This window comes from Streptomyces luteosporeus (assembly GCF_039532865.1).
In the GTDB taxonomy this organism is placed as follows: domain Bacteria; phylum Actinomycetota; class Actinomycetes; order Streptomycetales; family Streptomycetaceae; genus Streptomyces; species Streptomyces luteosporeus.
On sequence record NZ_BAAASL010000032.1, the window covers coordinates 29,283 to 45,974 of the forward strand.

The 16,692-nt window shown below is 71.8% G+C and carries 12 protein-coding genes; 9 read left to right on the forward strand and 3 right to left on the reverse strand.

Annotation, left to right across the window (positions count from 1 at the left end; translation table 11 throughout):
* Positions 1-53: 53 nt before the first annotated feature.
* A complete protein-coding gene (gene eccCa / locus ABD361_RS29140; RefSeq protein ID WP_344439789.1) occupies positions 54-4,016 on the reverse strand; it encodes a type VII secretion protein EccCa in 3,963 nt (1,320 codons plus the stop codon).
* A gap of 195 nt (positions 4,017-4,211) precedes the next feature.
* On the opposite strand from eccCa, the gene eccD reads away from it, so the two are divergent.
* The 6 genes from eccD to ABD361_RS29170 all read left to right on the forward strand — a co-directional run bounded on the left by eccD (position 4,212) and on the right by ABD361_RS29170 (position 11,306).
* On the forward strand, positions 4,212-5,645 hold the full coding sequence (eccD, locus tag ABD361_RS29145; RefSeq protein WP_344439790.1) for a type VII secretion integral membrane protein EccD: 1,434 nt from the start codon (positions 4,212-4,214) through the stop codon (positions 5,643-5,645).
* A 193-nt stretch (positions 5,646-5,838) separates the two neighbouring features.
* Complete coding sequence (gene rpsO / locus ABD361_RS29150; protein WP_344439792.1) at positions 5,839-6,126, forward strand: 30S ribosomal protein S15; 288 nt, start codon at positions 5,839-5,841, stop codon at positions 6,124-6,126.
* 348 nt (positions 6,127-6,474) lie between these two features.
* Entirely contained in the window at positions 6,475-8,691 is a 2,217-nt protein-coding gene (locus ABD361_RS29155; RefSeq protein WP_344439794.1) for a polyribonucleotide nucleotidyltransferase, read from the forward strand.
* A complete protein-coding gene (locus ABD361_RS29160) occupies positions 8,688-10,067 on the forward strand; it encodes a M16 family metallopeptidase (protein ID WP_344439796.1) in 1,380 nt (459 codons plus the stop codon). Before ABD361_RS29155 ends, ABD361_RS29160 begins: the two co-directional genes overlap by 4 nt.
* Positions 10,068-10,095: 28 nt before the next feature.
* Positions 10,096-10,848: a 4-hydroxy-tetrahydrodipicolinate reductase gene (gene dapB, locus ABD361_RS29165; RefSeq protein ID WP_344439797.1), complete on the forward strand. Its 753-nt coding sequence runs from the start codon at positions 10,096-10,098 to the stop codon at positions 10,846-10,848.
* Positions 10,849-10,853: 5 nt separating this feature from the next.
* Complete coding sequence (locus tag ABD361_RS29170) at positions 10,854-11,306, forward strand: tetratricopeptide repeat protein (RefSeq protein WP_344439799.1); 453 nt, start codon at positions 10,854-10,856, stop codon at positions 11,304-11,306.
* A gap of 156 nt (positions 11,307-11,462) precedes the next feature.
* On the opposite strand, the gene ABD361_RS29175 is transcribed toward ABD361_RS29170, so the two are convergent.
* Together ABD361_RS29175 and ABD361_RS29180 are read right to left on the reverse strand one after the other, a co-directional pair.
* Positions 11,463-12,152, reverse strand: coding sequence for a hypothetical protein (locus ABD361_RS29175; protein WP_344439800.1), 690 nt, complete (start codon positions 12,150-12,152; stop codon positions 11,463-11,465).
* A 75-nt stretch (positions 12,153-12,227) separates the two neighbouring features.
* A complete protein-coding gene (locus tag ABD361_RS29180) occupies positions 12,228-12,470 on the reverse strand; it encodes a hypothetical protein (RefSeq protein ID WP_344439802.1) in 243 nt (80 codons plus the stop codon).
* A 217-nt stretch (positions 12,471-12,687) separates the two neighbouring features.
* Here ABD361_RS29180 and thyX point away from each other — a divergent pair, with 217 nt between their 5' ends.
* The 3 genes from thyX (at position 12,688) to ABD361_RS29195 (ending at position 16,351) form a co-directional block, all read left to right on the forward strand.
* The gene (gene thyX / locus ABD361_RS29185) at positions 12,688-13,434 is read left to right on the forward strand and encodes an FAD-dependent thymidylate synthase (protein WP_344439804.1); all 747 of its coding nucleotides are present in this window, start codon (positions 12,688-12,690) and stop codon (positions 13,432-13,434) included.
* Positions 13,435-13,641: 207 nt separating this feature from the next.
* Entirely contained in the window at positions 13,642-14,541 is a 900-nt protein-coding gene (dapA, locus tag ABD361_RS29190; RefSeq protein ID WP_344439805.1) for a 4-hydroxy-tetrahydrodipicolinate synthase, read from the forward strand.
* A 124-nt stretch (positions 14,542-14,665) separates the two neighbouring features.
* Positions 14,666-16,351, forward strand: coding sequence for a ribonuclease J (locus ABD361_RS29195; RefSeq protein WP_344439807.1), 1,686 nt, complete (start codon positions 14,666-14,668; stop codon positions 16,349-16,351).
* The last annotated feature ends 341 nt before the right edge of the window (positions 16,352-16,692 follow it).

A 16,692-nucleotide genomic window follows, 5' to 3' on the forward strand; every position in this document is an offset into this window, starting at 1 on the left:
GCGCTCAGGAGACGCGCCCGCAGCCGGCCGCCGCCGTCACTCGTTCTCCCCCGTCACCCGTCTTCCCCCGTCACCTCCGGCACCCACCCCACCTGCACCAGCGGCGTCCCCCGCTTCCGCGAGACGAAGACGCCGCGCCCCGGCGGCATCGGGCGGGGGCGGACGCCGCCGAGGAGGTCGCCCTCGGCGGGGTCGCCGGACAGGACGAGGCCCTGGGCGCCGAGTTCCTTCACCCGCTGCATGAAGGATTCGAACATCGAGCGCGAGGCGCCCGCCGAGTTGCGGGTGATGATGAACCGTACGCCGATGTCCCGTGCGAAGGGCAGGTTCTCCGTCAGGACGGACAGCGGGTTGCCGCTGCCGGCCGCCACGAGCTCGTAGTCGTCGACGAAGAGGAAGAACCGCGGGCCCGACCACCAGCTGCGCTCGCGCAGCTGCTGCGGGGTGACGTCGGGCTTGGGAGCGCGGCGTTCCATCAGGCCGTTGAGGGCGTTCGCGTGGACGGTCAGGGCCGAGGCGAGGGGCGCGTACTCCAGCAGGTGGGTGTCGGGGACGACGCCCAGCAGCGAGCGCCGGTAGTCGCCGACGACGATCTTCGCCTCGTCCGGTCCGTACCGTTCGGTGATCTGCTTGGCCAGCAGGCGCAGCACGGCCGTCTTGCCGGACTCGCTCTCGCCGAAGACGAGGAAGAAGGGGTCGGTCTCGAAGTCGACGAAGACCGGCTCCAGCGCGGTCTCGTCGATGCCGATGGCCACGCCCCGCTCCGGGAACTCGAAGCCCTTGGGCAGCTCGTCGGCGCGCAGCGTGCGCGGCAGGAGGCGTACGCGCGGCGCGTGCGGGCCGGTCCAGGCGGCGTCGACGGCCGAGACCAGGGCGGCGGTGGCGTCCGTCATGGTGGCGGGGTCGTCGCCGCCGTCGATGCGCGGCTGGCCGGCCATGAAGTGCAGCTTCTCCGGCAGCTGGCCGCGGCCGGGGACGCCGGCGGGCACGTTCGCGGCGACCTTGCGGTCGAACTCGGAGTCCATGGTGTCGCCCAGGCGCAGTTCGAGGCGGCCCAGCAGCTGGTCCTTCAGGGCGGGGCGGACCTCCATGTTGCGGGAGGCGGTCACCACGACGTGGATGCCGTAGCCCAGGCCCCGGGAGGCGATGTCGGCGACGACGCCCTCGAAGAGCTCGTACTCCTGCTTGAAGGCGGCCCAGCCGTCGATGAGCAGGAAGACGTCGCCCCAGCCCTGGTCGGCGAAGTCGCCGGCCGCGCGGCGGCGCCGGTAGGTGGCGACGGAGTCGATGCCGTGCGCCCGGAAGTGCTCCTCGCGGCGGGCGAGGATGCCCGCCACCTCGGCGACGGTACGGCGGACGCGCTCCGGGTCGAGGCGGGAGGCGACGCCGCCGACGTGGGGGAGCCCGGCGACGGCGCTCAGGCCGCCGCCACCGAAGTCCAGGCCGTAGAACTGCACCTCGGCGGGCGTGTGCGTGAGCGCGAAGGAGGTGACCAGCGTGCGCAGCAGCGTGGACTTGCCCGAGCGCGGGCCGCCGACGACCAGCATGTGGCCGGCCGCGCCGGAGAAGTCGCGGTAGAGCACGTCGCGCCGCTGCTCGAAGGGCTTGTCGACCACGCCGAGCGGCACCACGAGCCGGCCCCGGCCCGGGTACTCCGGCGCGGTCAGGCCGCGGCCGGGGGTCTCGGCGAGGGCGGGCAGCAGCTGGTCGAGGGAGGGCGCCTTGTCCAGTGGCGGCAGCCACACCTGGTGGGCGGGCGGGCCCTGGCCCTCCAGCCGGCGCACGATGACGTCGAGGACGGTGTCGGGGATCGAGTCGGAGGAGCCCTCGTCCGTCCGGGCCGGCTCGGCCGGCGGCGCGGCGTACGTCACGGGCACGGGCGCCGCGGTGAACAGCACCGGCCGCCGCTCGACGGGCAGTGCCCCGCCCTCGGCCGCGCCGGAGGCGGCGGTCCGGTACGGGCCGGAGACGTAGGCGGCCTTGAACCGCGTCATCTCGTCCGTGCCGAACTTCAGGTAGCCCGAGCCGGGCACGGTCGGCAGGTGGTACGCGTCCGGCACGCCCAGCGCCGTACGGGATTCGGCGGCGGAGAAGGTGCGCAGGCCGATGCGGTACGACAGGTACGTCTCCAGGCCGCGCAGCCGGCCCTCCTCCAGGCGCTGGGAGGCCAGCAGCAGGTGCACGCCCAGGGACCGGCCGATGCGGCCGATCTGGATGAACATGTCGATGAAGTCGGGCTTGGCCGTCAGCAGCTCGCTGAACTCGTCGATCACCAGGACGAGCGAGGCCAGCGGCTCCAGGGGGGCGCCCGCGGCCCGGGCCTTCTCGTAGTCGTGCATGTTGGCGTAGTTGCCGGCGGACTTCAGCAGCTCCTGGCGGCGCTGCAGCTCGCCGGTGATGGAGTCGCGCATGCGGTCGACGAGGGTGAGGTCGTCCGCGAGGTTGGTGATGACGGCCGCGACGTGCGGCAGGCCGGACATGCCGGCGAAGGTCGCGCCGCCCTTGAAGTCGGCGAGGACGAAGTTCAGCGACTCCGAGGAGTGGGTGACCGCGAGCCCCAGCACCAGCGTGCGCAGCAGCTCGGACTTGCCGGAACCGGTCGCTCCGACGCACAGGCCGTGCGGGCCCATGCCGTCCTGCGCGGCTTCCTTCAGGTCGAGCATGACCGGCGAGCCGTCCTCGCCGACCCCGATCGGCACCCGCAGCCGCTCGGCCGGGGTGCGCGGGCGCCAGGTGCGCGCGACCTCCACCGAACCGGCGTCGCCCAGGGCGAGCAGGTCGGTGAAGTCGCAGTTGGCCAGCAGCGGCTCGTCCTCGTCGCCGCCGCCCGGGCGCAGCGGCGCCAGCTGCCGGGCCAGGGCCTCGGCGACCTCGGGCGCGAGCTGGTCGGGCACCCCCTCGTACACCGCGACCTGCGAGTGCAGCCGCAGCGCACCGGGGCGTACGGTCACGGCCAGCCCGCCGCGCAGCTCGTCCAGCTCGCCGGTGACGACCTCGATGACGGTGACGCCCTGCAGGCCCTCGGGCGCGGCCAGGACCGAGCCGGCCGGCACCGCGACGCCCTCCAGCACCACCACCACGTGCGGCTGCTCCAGCAGCGGGCGGCCCTCCCGGCTGAAGCGGGGGCGGCCCTCCAGGCGCGGGGCCAGCAGCTCCTCCAGCTCCACGAGGTCATCGCCGAGCAGCCGCCGGGTGCCGGCGCCGTCGAAGGTGCCCGGCAGCTGGACGTGGGGCAGCCACTTCGCCCAGTCCCAGTGGTCCGCGCCGCGGCGGGCGGCGATCGCGATCACCAGATCCTCCGGGGAGTGCAGGGCGGCCAGCTGGGCCACGAGCGCCCGCGCGGTGCCGTGCACCGTCTCCGGCTCTCCCGAGAGGGTGACGTGGTAGAAGGCGCGCAGCGACACCGCCATCGGCAGCCCGTCGAGGGAGCCGTGTATGGCCAGGAAGCGCTGCATCGCGCCGGCCGTGAGCGGCTCCAGTTCGTCTATGGGCGCCGTCTCGGGGGCGATCAGCGGGGTGGCCAGCTGCTGCGGGCCCAGGCCGACGCGCACCTGCGCGAAGTCGTCGTCGCCGGGGCGGCGCTCCCACACCCGGCTGCCCTCGGCGACCACGGACCACAACTGGTCGGGCGCGGGGTGCAGATACAGCTGCGCGTCGCGCTGCGCGCGCGCCGTGCGCTGCACCGCGCGCCGGGTCTGTGCGAGGTAGCGCAGGTAGTCGCGGCGCGCGTCGGCGAGCTGGCCCTGCGAGCCCTGGCGGTGCCGCACGATCATCGCGACCGTCATGCCGAGCGTCGAGCACATCATCAGGACGCCCATGATCTTCATCATGGGGTGGGCGCCGGGCATGAAGAAGTAGACCATCGACGAAGCCATGCCCAAGGTGGGCAGCAGCTGCATCAGGATGCCTTCCTGACGGCCGCGCGGCAGCTCGGGCGGCGTCTCCAGCCGCACTTCGGCGCTCGGCGGCTCCGGCGGCAGCGCCCGCGGCGGGCGTTTGACGACGACCTGGCTCACGAAGCGGCTCAACCCCTTAGGCCCGAGAGGCCGGTTGCACTCCCGGCACCCCTGTGGAGCCGGTCCTCCCCTCGCGCGACCGGAAGATCCTATCGGCGTACGCACCCGGCGACGCACGGACGTTCGCCCCCGGTAGGGTGACCAGCCCCGAGACGAAGCGTCCGCACCGCCAGACAGATCAGGGGGCACCACAGGGTGAGCACGCCCGCCACGACCGGCTTCTGCAGGGTCACCGTCGTCGCACCGGACAGCCGCATCGACGTCGCACTGCCCGAGGACCTCCCCGTCGCCGACGTCCACCCGGAGATCCTGCGGCTCACCGGCCAGACACAGCCTCCCGGCACCCCCACCGGCTACCACCTCGTACGCCGCGACGGCACCGTGCTGGACAGCGCGCGCACGCTGGCCGAGCAGCGCGTGGTGGACGGCGAGATCCTCGCCCTGCGGCCGTTCGCCGAGTCGCTGCCGCCGGCCGTCCACGACGACGTCTGCGACGCCGTCGCCGCGGCCGTCACCCGCGACCGCGCCCTGTGGGACACCCGGCTGCTGCGCGGCGCCGGGCTCCTGGCCGGGGCGCTGCTGCTGGTGCTCACCGGCTTCGCGCTGTGGTGCGCCGACCCCGTCCGCCACGACATGCACGGCCTGCCGGGCATCGTCGCCGCCGCCGTCGCCCTGACCCTCGTCGCCCTCGCGGGCGTACGGGCCCGGGTCTACCGCGACGGGGGCTCGGCCGTCGCGCTGGGCCTGGCCGCCGTGCCCCACCTGCTGATCGCCGGCTCCGGCATCCTCGGCCCCGCCGCGGGCGAGGGCACCGGCCGCCTGCAGTTCCTGCTGGGCTGCGCCACCGTGCTGGTCGCCTCCGTCGTCCTGACCGCCCTGACCCCCTCGGGCGACGCCCCCTTCGTCGCCACCGTCGTGGCCTCCGCCACCGGCGTCCTGGCCACCTTCGGGGCGATCCTCACCGGCGCCGCGCCCGCCGGCGTCGCCGCCGTGTGCGCCGTGACGGCGATCGGCGCCCTCGCCTTCCTGCCCGCCCTGTCCGCCCGCGTCGCCCGGCTGCCCATCGGCTACGCCGCCCCGCGCGCCGCGGCCGCCGACGACCTGGACGCCCCCAGCGGCGGCGCCGGCAGCGAACCGGTGGACGCCGAGCGCATCGCGGCGCAGGCCCGCCGGGGCCACGAGCTGCTGCTGGGCCTGGTCGGCGGCTGCGCGGCCGTGGTGACCGGAGCCGGCGCGGTGCTGGCCTTCTCCTCGGGCCCCTGGGCCCGGGCCCTGGCCCTGGCCGCGGGGCTCGCCATGCTGCTGCGGGCCCGCCTCTTCCGCTACACCGCGCAGGTCGCCGCCGTCCTCGGCGCCGGCCTGGCCGTGCTGGCCCTGCTCGTCCTGGGCCTGGCCCTGAACCCGCCCGCGGGTTCCTCCGACGTCCGGACGATCTGGCTGACGGCCGCCGTCGCCGCCGTCGCGGCCCTGCTCACCGGCGTCGGGCTGATCGTCCCCCGCAAGGGTCTGTCACCCTTTTGGGGGAGGGTCTCGGACGTGGCCGAGAGCGTCTTCCTGCTCTCCCTCGTCCCGCTGTGCCTGGCGGTGCTGGACGTCTACGCCACCGCGCGCGGCCTGACCGGCGGCTGAGCCGCCCCGGGGCCTGGGGCGGCCGGCGGGCTGGTAGTGTGTCCGGTGGCCGTTTGTGTACGCGCCTCCGGATCGCCCGCTGGGCCCTGGGGGCAGCGCCCAGCGGACCCCGCCTCCCGAGTAACGGAAGCTCCCCTGAGATTGAGACCAGGGGCACTCGGTGGCCGAAAACAGACTCGAGAAGGAGTACCGCGTGTCGCTCGACGCCGCTACGAAGAAGCAGATCATGGCCGAGTTCGCCACCAAGGAGGGCGACACCGGTTCCCCCGAGGTCCAGGTCGCGCTGCTCACCCGCCGCATCACCGACCTGACCGAGCACCTCAAGAAGCACAAGCACGACCACCACTCCCGTCGTGGTCTGCTGATCCTGGTCGGCCAGCGTCGCCGCCTGCTGCAGTACCTGGCCAAGAAGGACATCCAGCGCTTCCGCGCCCTGGTCGACCGCCTCGGCATCCGCCGTGGCGCCGCCGGCGCCAAGTAAGACGCCATGAAGGGAGCGGTTCCCATCCGCTGGGGGCCGCTCCCTTCGCGTATGCCGGACCCGTGCGCGTACACCGGCCGCGCCCCTCGGGCGCACGCCGGAAGGAACGCACTCGGCGCTGTGAGGAGCAGCGCGGGGCCGAACCTTTGTAGTCTGGTCCCACAACGGCATACCGAACGACACACCTGACGAGGAGGGTCGCCGGCTCTCCGCCGGTCCTCGGTAGTGGCCCCCGGAACAGGGAATTCCGGGTGCTTCGATCGAAGACCGGCCCCCGCAAGAGCACGCGGCACCCTCCGCCACCGTCCCCGCCACACGGGCAGGGACGCGACTGAGGAGACACCCCTGGTGGAGAACGAGACCCACTACGCCGAGGCCGTCATCGACAACGGCGCCTTCGGCACCCGCACGATCCGCTTCGAGACGGGCCGCCTGGCCCGTCAGGCCGCCGGCTCCGCCGTGGCCTACCTGGACGACGACACCATGGTGCTGTCGGCCACCACCGCTTCCAAGAAGCCCAAGGACCAGCTCGACTTCTTCCCCCTGACGGTGGACGTCGAGGAGCGGATGTACGCAGCCGGCAAGATCCCCGGCTCCTTCTTCCGCCGTGAGGGCCGCCCGTCCGAGGACGCGATCCTCACCTGCCGCCTGATCGACCGCCCGCTGCGCCCGTCCTTCAAGAAGGGCCTGCGCAACGAGATCCAGGTCGTCGCGACGATCATGGCGCTCAACCCCGACCACCTGTACGACGTGGTCGCCATCAACGCCGCCTCCGCCTCCACCCAGCTCGCGGGCCTGCCCTTCTCCGGCCCCATCGGCGGCGTCCGCGTGGCCCTGATCAAGGGCCAGTGGGTCGCCTTCCCGACCCACACCGAGCTCGAGGACGCCGTCTTCGACATGGTCGTCGCCGGTCGCGTCCTGGAGGACGGCGACGTCGCGATCATGATGGTCGAGGCCGAGGCCACCGAGAAGACCGTCAAGATGGTCGAGGACGGTGCCGAGGCGCCGACCGAGGAGGTCGTCGCCGCCGGTCTGGAGGCCGCCAAGCCCTTCATCAAGGTGCTGTGCAAGGCCCAGGCCGACCTCGCCGCCAAGGCCGCCAAGCCGGTCGGCGAGTTCCCGATCTTCCTGGACTACCAGGACGACGTCCTCGCCGCCCTCACCGAGGCCGTGCGCGGGGAGCTCGCCCAGGCGCTGACCATCGCGGGCAAGCAGGAGCGCGAGGCCGAGCTCGACCGCGTCAAGGAGCTCGCCGCCGAGAAGCTGCTGCCGCAGTTCGAGGGCCGCGAGAAGGAGATCTCCGCCGCTTACCGCTCCCTGACCAAGACCCTGGTCCGCGAGCGCGTGATCAAGGAGAAGAAGCGCATCGACGGCCGCGGTGTCACCGACATCCGCACCCTGGCCGCCGAGGTCGAGGCCATCCCGCGCGTGCACGGCTCGGCGCTGTTCGAGCGCGGCGAGACCCAGATCCTGGGCGTCACCACGCTGAACATGCTCCGCATGGAGCAGCAGCTCGACACCCTCTCGCCGGTGACGCGCAAGCGCTACATGCACAACTACAACTTCCCGCCGTACTCCACCGGTGAGACCGGCCGCGTCGGCTCCCCCAAGCGCCGCGAGATCGGCCACGGCGCCCTCGCCGAGCGCGCCCTGATCCCCGTGCTGCCCACGCGCGAGGAGTTCCCCTACGCCATCCGCCAGGTCTCCGAGGCGCTCGGCTCCAACGGCTCGACCTCCATGGGCTCGGTCTGCGCCTCCACCATGTCGCTGCTGAACGCCGGTGTGCCCCTGAAGGCCCCGGTCGCCGGCATCGCCATGGGCCTGATCTCCCAGGAGATCGAGGGCGAGACCCACTACGTCACCCTCACCGACATCCTCGGTGCGGAGGACGCCTTCGGCGACATGGACTTCAAGGTCGCCGGTACGAAGGACTTCGTCACCGCCCTGCAGCTCGACACCAAGCTGGACGGCATCCCGGCCTCCGTGCTCGCCGCGGCCCTCAAGCAGGCCCGTGACGCGCGCCTGCACATCCTCGACGTGATGATGGAGGCCATCGACCGTCCGGACGAGATGTCCCCGCACGCCCCGCGGATCATCACCGTCAAGATCCCGGTGGACAAGATCGGTGAGGTCATCGGCCCCAAGGGCAAGATGATCAACCAGATCCAGGAGGACACCGGCGCCGAGATCACGATCGAGGACGACGGCACCATCTACATCGGTGCCGCCGACGGCCCCTCCGCCGAGGCCGCCCGCGCCACGATCAACGGCATCGCCAACCCGACCATGCCCGAGGTCGGCGAGCGCTACCTGGGTACGGTCGTCAAGACCACCACCTTCGGTGCCTTCGTCTCCCTGCTCCCGGGCAAGGACGGCCTGCTGCACATCTCGCAGATCCGCAAGCTCGCCGGCGGCAAGCGCGTGGAGAACGTCGAGGACGTGCTCGGCGTGGGCAGCAAGGTCCAGGTCGAGATCGCCGAGATCGACCAGCGCGGCAAGCTCTCCCTCGTCCCCGTCATCGAGGACGAGAACACCGACGACGCCAAGGACGAGTCCGACAAGTGACGTCCCGCAGCACGCGGAAGACGGCCCGCCCCTCCTCGGAGGGGCGGGCCGTCGCCCGTACCCAAACACTCCTCAAGGGCATGAACGGCATCGGCACCGTGCGCCGCACCACCCTCCCGGGTGGCCTGCGCGTGGTCACCGAGACCCTGCCGTCCGTACGCTCGGCCACCTTCGGCATCTGGGCGGGCGTCGGCTCCCGCGACGAGACGCCGGTGCTCAACGGGGCCACGCACTACCTGGAGCACCTGCTCTTCAAGGGCACGGCCAAGCGCAGCGCGCTGGACATCTCCGCGGCCATCGACGCCGTCGGCGGCGAGATGAACGCCTTCACGGCCAAGGAGTACACCTGCTACTACGCGCGGGTGCTCGACACCGACCTGCCGCTGGCCATCGACGTGGTCTGCGACATGCTCACCGGCTCGCTGATCGACGCGGCCGACGTCGACGCCGAGCGCGGGGTGATCCTCGAAGAGATCGCCATGACCGAGGACGACCCCGGCGACTGCGTGCACGACCTGTTCGCGCACACCATGCTGGGCGACACCCCCCTCGGCCGACCGGTCCTCGGCACGGTCGACACGATCAACGCGCTCACCCGCGACCAGATCGCCCGCTTCTACAAGCGGCACTACGACCCCACCCACCTCGTCGTGGCCGCCGCCGGCAACGTCGACCACGCCAAGGTCGTCCGCCAGGTCCGCGCCGCCTTCGAGAAGGCCGGCGCCCTGACCCGTACGGACGCGGTGCCCACCGCGCCCCGCACCGGCAGCCGGGCCATCCGCACCGCCGGCCGCGTGGAGGTGCTCGGCCGCAGGACCGAGCAGGCGCACGTGGTCCTCGGCATGCCGGGCCTGGCACGCACCGACGAGCGCCGCTGGGCGCTCGGCGTGCTCAACACCGCCCTCGGCGGCGGCATGAGCTCGCGGCTGTTCCAGGAGGTGCGCGAGAAGCGCGGCCTGGCCTACTCCGTGTACTCCTACACCTCCGGCTTCGCCGACTGCGGCCTCTTCGGCGTCTACGCCGGCTGCCGCCCCGGCCAGGTCCACGACGTGCTGCGGATCTGCCGCGAGGAGCTGGACAAGGTCGCCGCCGACGGCCTGAGCGACGAGGAGATCTCCCGCGCCATCGGCCAGCTCTCCGGCTCCACCGTGCTCGGCCTGGAGGACACCGGCGCGCTGATGAACCGCATCGGCAAGAGCGAGCTGTGCTGGGGCGACCAGATGTCCGTCGACGACATGCTGGCCCGCATAGCCGCGGTCACCCCGGACGAGATCCGCCAGGTGGCACGCGATGTACTGGGGCAGCGTCCTTCGCTGTCGGTCATCGGCCCGCTGAAGGACAAGCAGGCCGCGCGCCTGCACGAAGCCGTTTCGTGATCTGGTCGATCCAGGGGAAGCAGGGACGATGAGCAAGCTGCGCGTCGCCGTCATCGGCGCGAAGGGCCGCATCGGCTCCGAGGCCGTACGGGCCGTGGAAGCCGCCGACGACATGGAGCTGGTGGCCGCGCTCGGGCGGGGCGACGACCTGGGGGCGCTCACCGAGGCCGGCGCCCAGGTCGCCGTCGAACTGACGCACCCGGACTCGGTGATGACCAACCTCGAGTTCTGCGTGCGCAACGGCATCCACGGCGTCGTCGGCACCACCGGCTGGACCGAGGACCGGCTCACGCAGCTGCGCTCGTGGCTGGCGGACTCGCCCGCCACCGGCGTGCTCATCGCCCCGAACTTCTCCATCGGTGCGGTGCTGACCATGGCCTTCGCCCAGCAGGCCGCCCGCTTCTTCGAGTCCGTCGAGGTCGTCGAGCTGCATCACCCGAACAAGGCCGACGCCCCCTCGGGCACGGCCACCCGCACCGCCCAGCTCATCGCCGCCGCCCGGCGCGAGGCGGGCTGCGCCCCGCAGCCGGACGCCACCACCACCGCCCTCGACGGCGCCCGAGGCGCGGACGTCGACGGGATCCCGGTGCACTCGGTGCGCCTGCGCGGGCTCCTGGCCCACCAGGAGGTGCTGCTCGGCGACACCGGGGAGACGCTCACCATCCGCCACGACTCCCTGCACCACAGCTGCTTCATGCCCGGCATCCTGCTCGGCGCGCGGCGCGTGGTGTCCACCCCCGGCCTGACCTTCGGGCTGGAACACTTCCTGGACCTGGGCTGAGCACCGTGCGCGCAAAGGTCGTCTACAGTGCCCTGGCCGCCGTCCTGGTGGTCTACCTCGTCCTGGTCGGCAGCCGGGGAGTGCTGCTGATCGAACAGGGCACGCCCGTCACCGTCACCTTCGGGCTGGCGGTGCTCGTGCTGCCGTTCATCGGCGCGTGGTTCCTCTACCGCACCACCAAGTTCGCCCGCGACGCGGGCCGGCTGGCCCGCGAGCTGGAGAGCGAGGGCGGTCTCCCGGTCGACGAGCTGGTGCGCACCCCCGGCGGCCGCATCGACCGGGACTCGGCCGACGAGGTCTTCGCCCGCCGCCGGGCCGAGACCGAGCAGGCCCCCGAGGACTGGCGCTCGTGGTTCCGCCTGGCGGTGGCCTACCACGACGCCCGGGACACTCCCCGCGCCCGCAAGGCCATGCAGCGCGCGATCGCCCTGCACGACGGCAGACCGGTGCGGGCGTAGGGCGCCCCGAAGGGGCGCGGGGAACTGCGCGATCAGCCACCGACGGCCTGCAGCCGAAGCACGGCATTTCGTCTGCGGGCGCGTCGTGGCTTGTCGCGCCCACGCGGCGGCAGCCGCAGATCGACACTGCCCCGCGCCCCTACGGGGCGCTGCGTGTCAGCCGCGGAGCTCCGCCGTCCAGGCCCGCGTCGCGGCGACGGCCGCCGCGAAGGCCTGCGGGCGGCCGAGGAAGTCGGCGCCCTGGTCGCTGACCAGGGCCGGCAGCGCCTCTCCCTGGGCGCGGTGGACGACCAGGGCCTGCCCCTCGACCGTACGGAGCACGCCCAGCCGCCGTACCGGCTGCGGGACGACGCGTATGTCGCCGACCTCGGCCCACGGCAGCGTGGTGGCCGACAGCAGTCGCTGCTGGCGCAGCCCCCCGGCGCCGACCGAGATGCCCGCCCGCACCAGCCGCACCGCCAGCGTGAGCAGCACGGCGGCGAGCACGAGGCACACGGCGGCGACGATCAGGGCGCCTGCGAGGGCGCTGATCAGGGTCGCGAGCATGAGCCCGGCGGCCGGCAGGAGCAGCAACGCCGCGCCACCGACCCGCAGGGGCCCCGGCTGGTACGGACGGCGCCAGCGCCGGCGGTCCTCGTAGAGGTCCTCGTACCGGTGTTCCGGGGCCCCGGCGGACGGCGACGCGGCGTCGGGTGCGGCACTGTTCGTCGCAGGGGCTGATGAATCGATTCTGTTGTCGGTCGTCGACTTATCGGTCGTCGACTTGTCGCTCGCCGGTCTGTCGGCGGCGGCCGGGCGCGCGAGGTCCTCGCCGTCGCGGTCGGCTGTCAGGAAGGGCAGGTGCACGACGGGTCCTCACTCGGATGCGCACAGTCGAACGTCTGTGCCGCGTGAGGTTACCCGCCGTCCTGCCGCGCCCGATCAGCGGCCCGCGTTGGCCTCGGACTTCTGCGAGTGGTGGGTGTTCTGCGGACCCGTCTCCAGTGACGGCATCCCGAACAGCAGCGCTCCGACCAGCCCCGCGGCCACCGTCAGCCCCACCAGCGTGCGGCCGGCTATCTCCACACGGCTGGCGCGATCTCGGGGCGGCGGCGTGACGTTGCTGCGGTAACGCTCGGCCTCGGCGACGAAGGCGAACGGCACGGGCTCTCGCCGGCGGAACATGTTGGGCTCTCCTAGGAACCTCGGTGTGGGCTGTCACAGGGATAGACGCGCGAAGAGCCGCACAGGTGCCCGTTTTCCGTAACTTCTGTGAAAAATATCAACTGGAATCCCGGCGCCCGCTGTGGCAAGGGGCCGGCGGGCCGGTGGCCACCGGCTGTCAGTGGCGGCCCGTAGTCTTGGCGGCGGTTCGAGAAACGCACATGGAAGGACCCCGCCGGTGACCGACACCCCCGACGTCGTCAAGGACGCCAAGCCGACGTTCCGCAGCGACGTGACCGTCGAGCTGGTCAAGCACAGCGCCGCCGACACGGACGTGCTGTGGGCGGCCCGTGTCTCCACCGCCGGCGAGCAGTCCCTGGAGGAGATCACCAAGGACCCCGAGCGTTCCAAGGGCCTGATCAACTACCTCATGCGCGACCGGCACGGCAGCCCGTTCGAGCACAACTCGATGACCTTCTTCATCAGCGCGCCGATCTTCGTCTTCCGCGAGTTCATGCGCCACCGCGTGGGCTGGTCCTACAACGAGGAGTCGGGCCGCTACCGGGAGCTGCAGCCGGTCTTCTACGTGCCGGGCGAGTCCCGCAAGCTGGTGCAGGAGGGCCGCCCGGGCAAGTACGTCTTCGTCCAGGGCACCGACGAGCAGCACGAGCTGACCGGCCGGGTCATGGAGGACAGCTACCGCCAGGCGTACGAGGCGTACCAGGAGATGCTCGACGCCGGCGTCGCCCGCGAGGTCGCCCGCGCGGTCCTGCCCGTCGGTCTGTACTCCTCGATGTACGCCACCTGCAACGCCCGCTCGCTGATGCACTTCCTCGGCCTGCGCACCCAGCACGAGCTGGCGAAGGTTCCCTCCTTCCCGCAGCGGGAGATCGAGATGGTGGGCGAGAAGATGGAGGCGGCGTGGGCGCAGCTCATGCCGCTCACCTACGAGGCCTTCAACAAGAACGGCCGCGTCGCCCCCTGAGGCACGCCCGGCGAGCCCGCCACGGACGGTGACATCCCGCTGCGTGGCCCAGCGAGCCAGGTGTCCGTATTGCGGCGTTTAACCACCTTCATCTAGGCTGAAAAAACGGACCCGGCACTGCTTGAACCCCCGAGCAGGCAGTGCCGGGATCCCTTAGGCGCTCCCCGAGGGGGCACCTCACGGTGAGCAACGAGTAGCGTGACCCCCATGGCTCCGACCTCCACACCGCAGACGCCCTTCGGGCGGGTCCTGACCGCCATGGTCACGCCCTTCACGGCCGAGGGCACCCTCGACCTCGACGGCGCCCAGCGCCTCGCCACCCACCTCGTCGACGCAGGCAACGACGGCCTGGTCGTCAACGGCACCACCGGTGAGTCCCCGACCACCAGCGATGCGGAGAAAGCACAGCTCGTCCGGGCCGTGGTCGAGGCGGTCGGCGACCGGGCCCACGTCGTTGCCGGAGCCGGCACCAACGACACCCGCCACAGCACTGAGCTCGCCCGCGCCGCCGAGCAGGCCGGCGCCCACGGCATCCTCGCCGTGACCCCGTACTACAACAAGCCGCCGCAGGAGGGGCTCGTCCGCCACTTCACGGCGATCGCGGACGCCACCGGGCTGCCCGTGATGCTCTACGACATCCCCGGCCGCTCGGGCGTGCCCCTCGAGACCGACACCATGGTCCGCCTGGCCGAGCACCCGCGCATCGTCGCCAACAAGGACGCCAAGGGCGACCTCGCCGGCGCGAGCTGGACGATGGCCCGCACGGACCTGGCCTGGTACTCCGGCGACGACATGCTGAACCTGCCGCTGCTGTCCATCGGCGCGGTCGGCTTCGTCTCCGTCGTCGGCCACCTCGTCGCTCCCGAGCTGCGCGCCCTGATGGAGGCCTACACCTCGGGCGACGTCGCCAAGGCGGCCGAAATCCACCGCAGGCTGCTGCCGGTCTACACCGGGATCTTCCGCACCCAGGGCGTCATCACCACCAAGGCCGCCCTCGCCCTGCAGGGCCTGCCCGCCGGCCCGCTGCGGCTGCCGCTGGTCGAGCTCACCGACGAGCAGACCCGCCGGCTGACGAGCGATCTCGCCGCAGGCGGGGTACAGCTCTAACACCAAGACTTCACAACTGAACATCGACGATCACTCATGATCGAAAACGACAACTGCAAGTGCACCAAGGTCACGCGCGCCATGTGTCCCATGGACATGTGGCGTGCGTGGTGAGGAGAGTCTTTTGAGCCACCCGCACCCTGAACTCGGCCCCCCGCCGAAGCTTCCCGAGGGCGGCCTGCGCGTCACCCCGCTCGGCGGCCTGGGAGAGATCGGCCGCAACATGACCGTCTTCGAGTACGGCGGTCGCCTGCTGATCGTCGACTGCGGAGTGCTTTTCCCCGAGGAGGAGCAGCCCGGAGTCGATCTGATCCTGCCGGACTTCTCGTCCATCCGGGACCGCCTCGACGACATCGACGGCATCGTGCTCACGCACGGTCACGAGGACCACATCGGTGGCGTCCCCTACCTGCTCCGCGAGAAGCCGGACATCCCGCTGATCGGCTCCAAGCTGACCCTCGCACTCATCGAGGCCAAGCTGCAGGAGCACCGCATCCGCCCCTACACCCTCGAGGTCGCCGAGGGCGACCGCGAGCGCCTGGGCCCCTTCGACTGCGAGTTCATCGCCGTCAACCACTCCATCCCCGACGCCCTGGCCGTCGCCATCCGCACCCCTGCGGGCATGGCGGTGCACACCGGCGACTTCAAGATGGACCAGCTCCCGCTGGACCGCCGGCTCACCGACCTGCCGACCTTCGCCCGGCTCGGCGAGGAGGGCATCGACCTGCTGCTCGTGGACTCCACGAACGCCGAGGTCCCCGGCTTCGTCCCGCCCGAGCGCGACATCTCCGGCGTCCTGCGCCAGGTGTTCGCGGGCGCCCAGAAGCGCATCATCGTGGCCAGCTTCGCCAGCCACGTCCACCGCATCCAGCAGATCCTGGACGCCGCGCACGAGTACGGCAGGCGGGTCGCCTTCGTCGGCCGCTCGATGGTCCGCAACATGGGCATCGCCCGCGACCTGGGCTACCTGCGGATCCCGGCGGGCCTCGTCGTCGACGTCAAGACGCTCGACGACCTGCCCGACGACGAGGTCGTGCTGGTCTGCACGGGCTCCCAGGGCGAGCCGATGGCCGCGCTGTCCCGCATGGCCAACCGCGACCACCAGATCCGCATCGTCCAGGGCGACACCGTGATCCTGGCGTCGTCCCTCATCCCCGGCAACGAGAACGCGGTCTACCGCGTGATCAACGGCCTCACCCGCTGGGGCGCCAACGTCGTGCACAAGGGCAACGCCCGCGTCCACGTCTCCGGGCACGCCTCGGCCGGCGAGCTGCTGTACTTCTACAACATCTGCAAGCCCAGGAACCTGATGCCGGTCCACGGCGAATGGCGCCACCTGCGGGCCAACGCGGAGCTCGGTGCCCTGACCGGCATCCCCAAGGACCACATCGTCATCGCCGAGGACGGCGTCGTCGTCGACCTCGTCGACGGCAAGGCGAAGATCGTCGGCAAGGTCCAGGCGGGCTACGTGTACGTGGACGGCCTCTCGGTCGGCGACGTCACCGAGGCCTCCCTCAAGGACCGCCGCATCCTCGGCGACGAGGGCATCATCTCCGTCTTCGTCGTGGTCGACAGCACCACCGGCAAGGTCGTCAGCGGCCCGCAGATCCAGGCCCGCGGCTCCGGCATCGACGACGCGGAATTCGCCGCGGTGATCCCGAAGATCGAGGAGGCCATCGCCAGGGCCGCCGCCGACGGCGTCGCCGAGCCCCACCAGCTGCAGCAGCTGGTGCGCCGCTCGGTCGGCAAGTGGGTCTCCGACAGCTACCGCCGTCGCCCGATGATCCTCCCCGTCGTCGTGGAGGTCTGACCCCTCGTCAGCGTACGGACGGCCGCCCCGGCCCCGATTTGCATCCGGGCGCGGCCGTCCAGTACGTTTACGACTCCGCCGCGACGGGAAGAGCGAGCGCCTCCGGGTGCCCGATCAACTCCCGGTCAGCGGAGGGAAAGTCCGATGATAAAGTCGGAACCCCGCTCCAACAGGGGGCCGGAAACGAATTCCGAACCGGAAACGGAACGGAAAACGGATCTGGTAAGGTTGGAAACACCGAAGGGAAGCGCCCGGAGGAAAGCCCCAGTAAATATCACTGCGGGTGAGTACGAAGGAAGCGTCCGTTCCTTGAGAACTCAACAGCGTGCCAAAAGTCAACG

Excerpts from the sequence above, each read along its gene's own strand:
- dapB (WP_344439797.1), top strand. The coding sequence starts at position 10,096 with ATGAGCAAGCTGCGCGTCGCCGTCATCGGCGCGAAGGGCCGCATCGGC.
- ABD361_RS29180 (WP_344439802.1), bottom strand. The coding sequence starts at position 12,470 with ATGTTCCGCCGGCGAGAGCCCGTGCCGTTCGCCTTCGTCGCCGAGGCC.
- dapA (WP_344439805.1), top strand. The coding sequence starts at position 13,642 with ATGGCTCCGACCTCCACACCGCAGACGCCCTTCGGGCGGGTCCTGACC.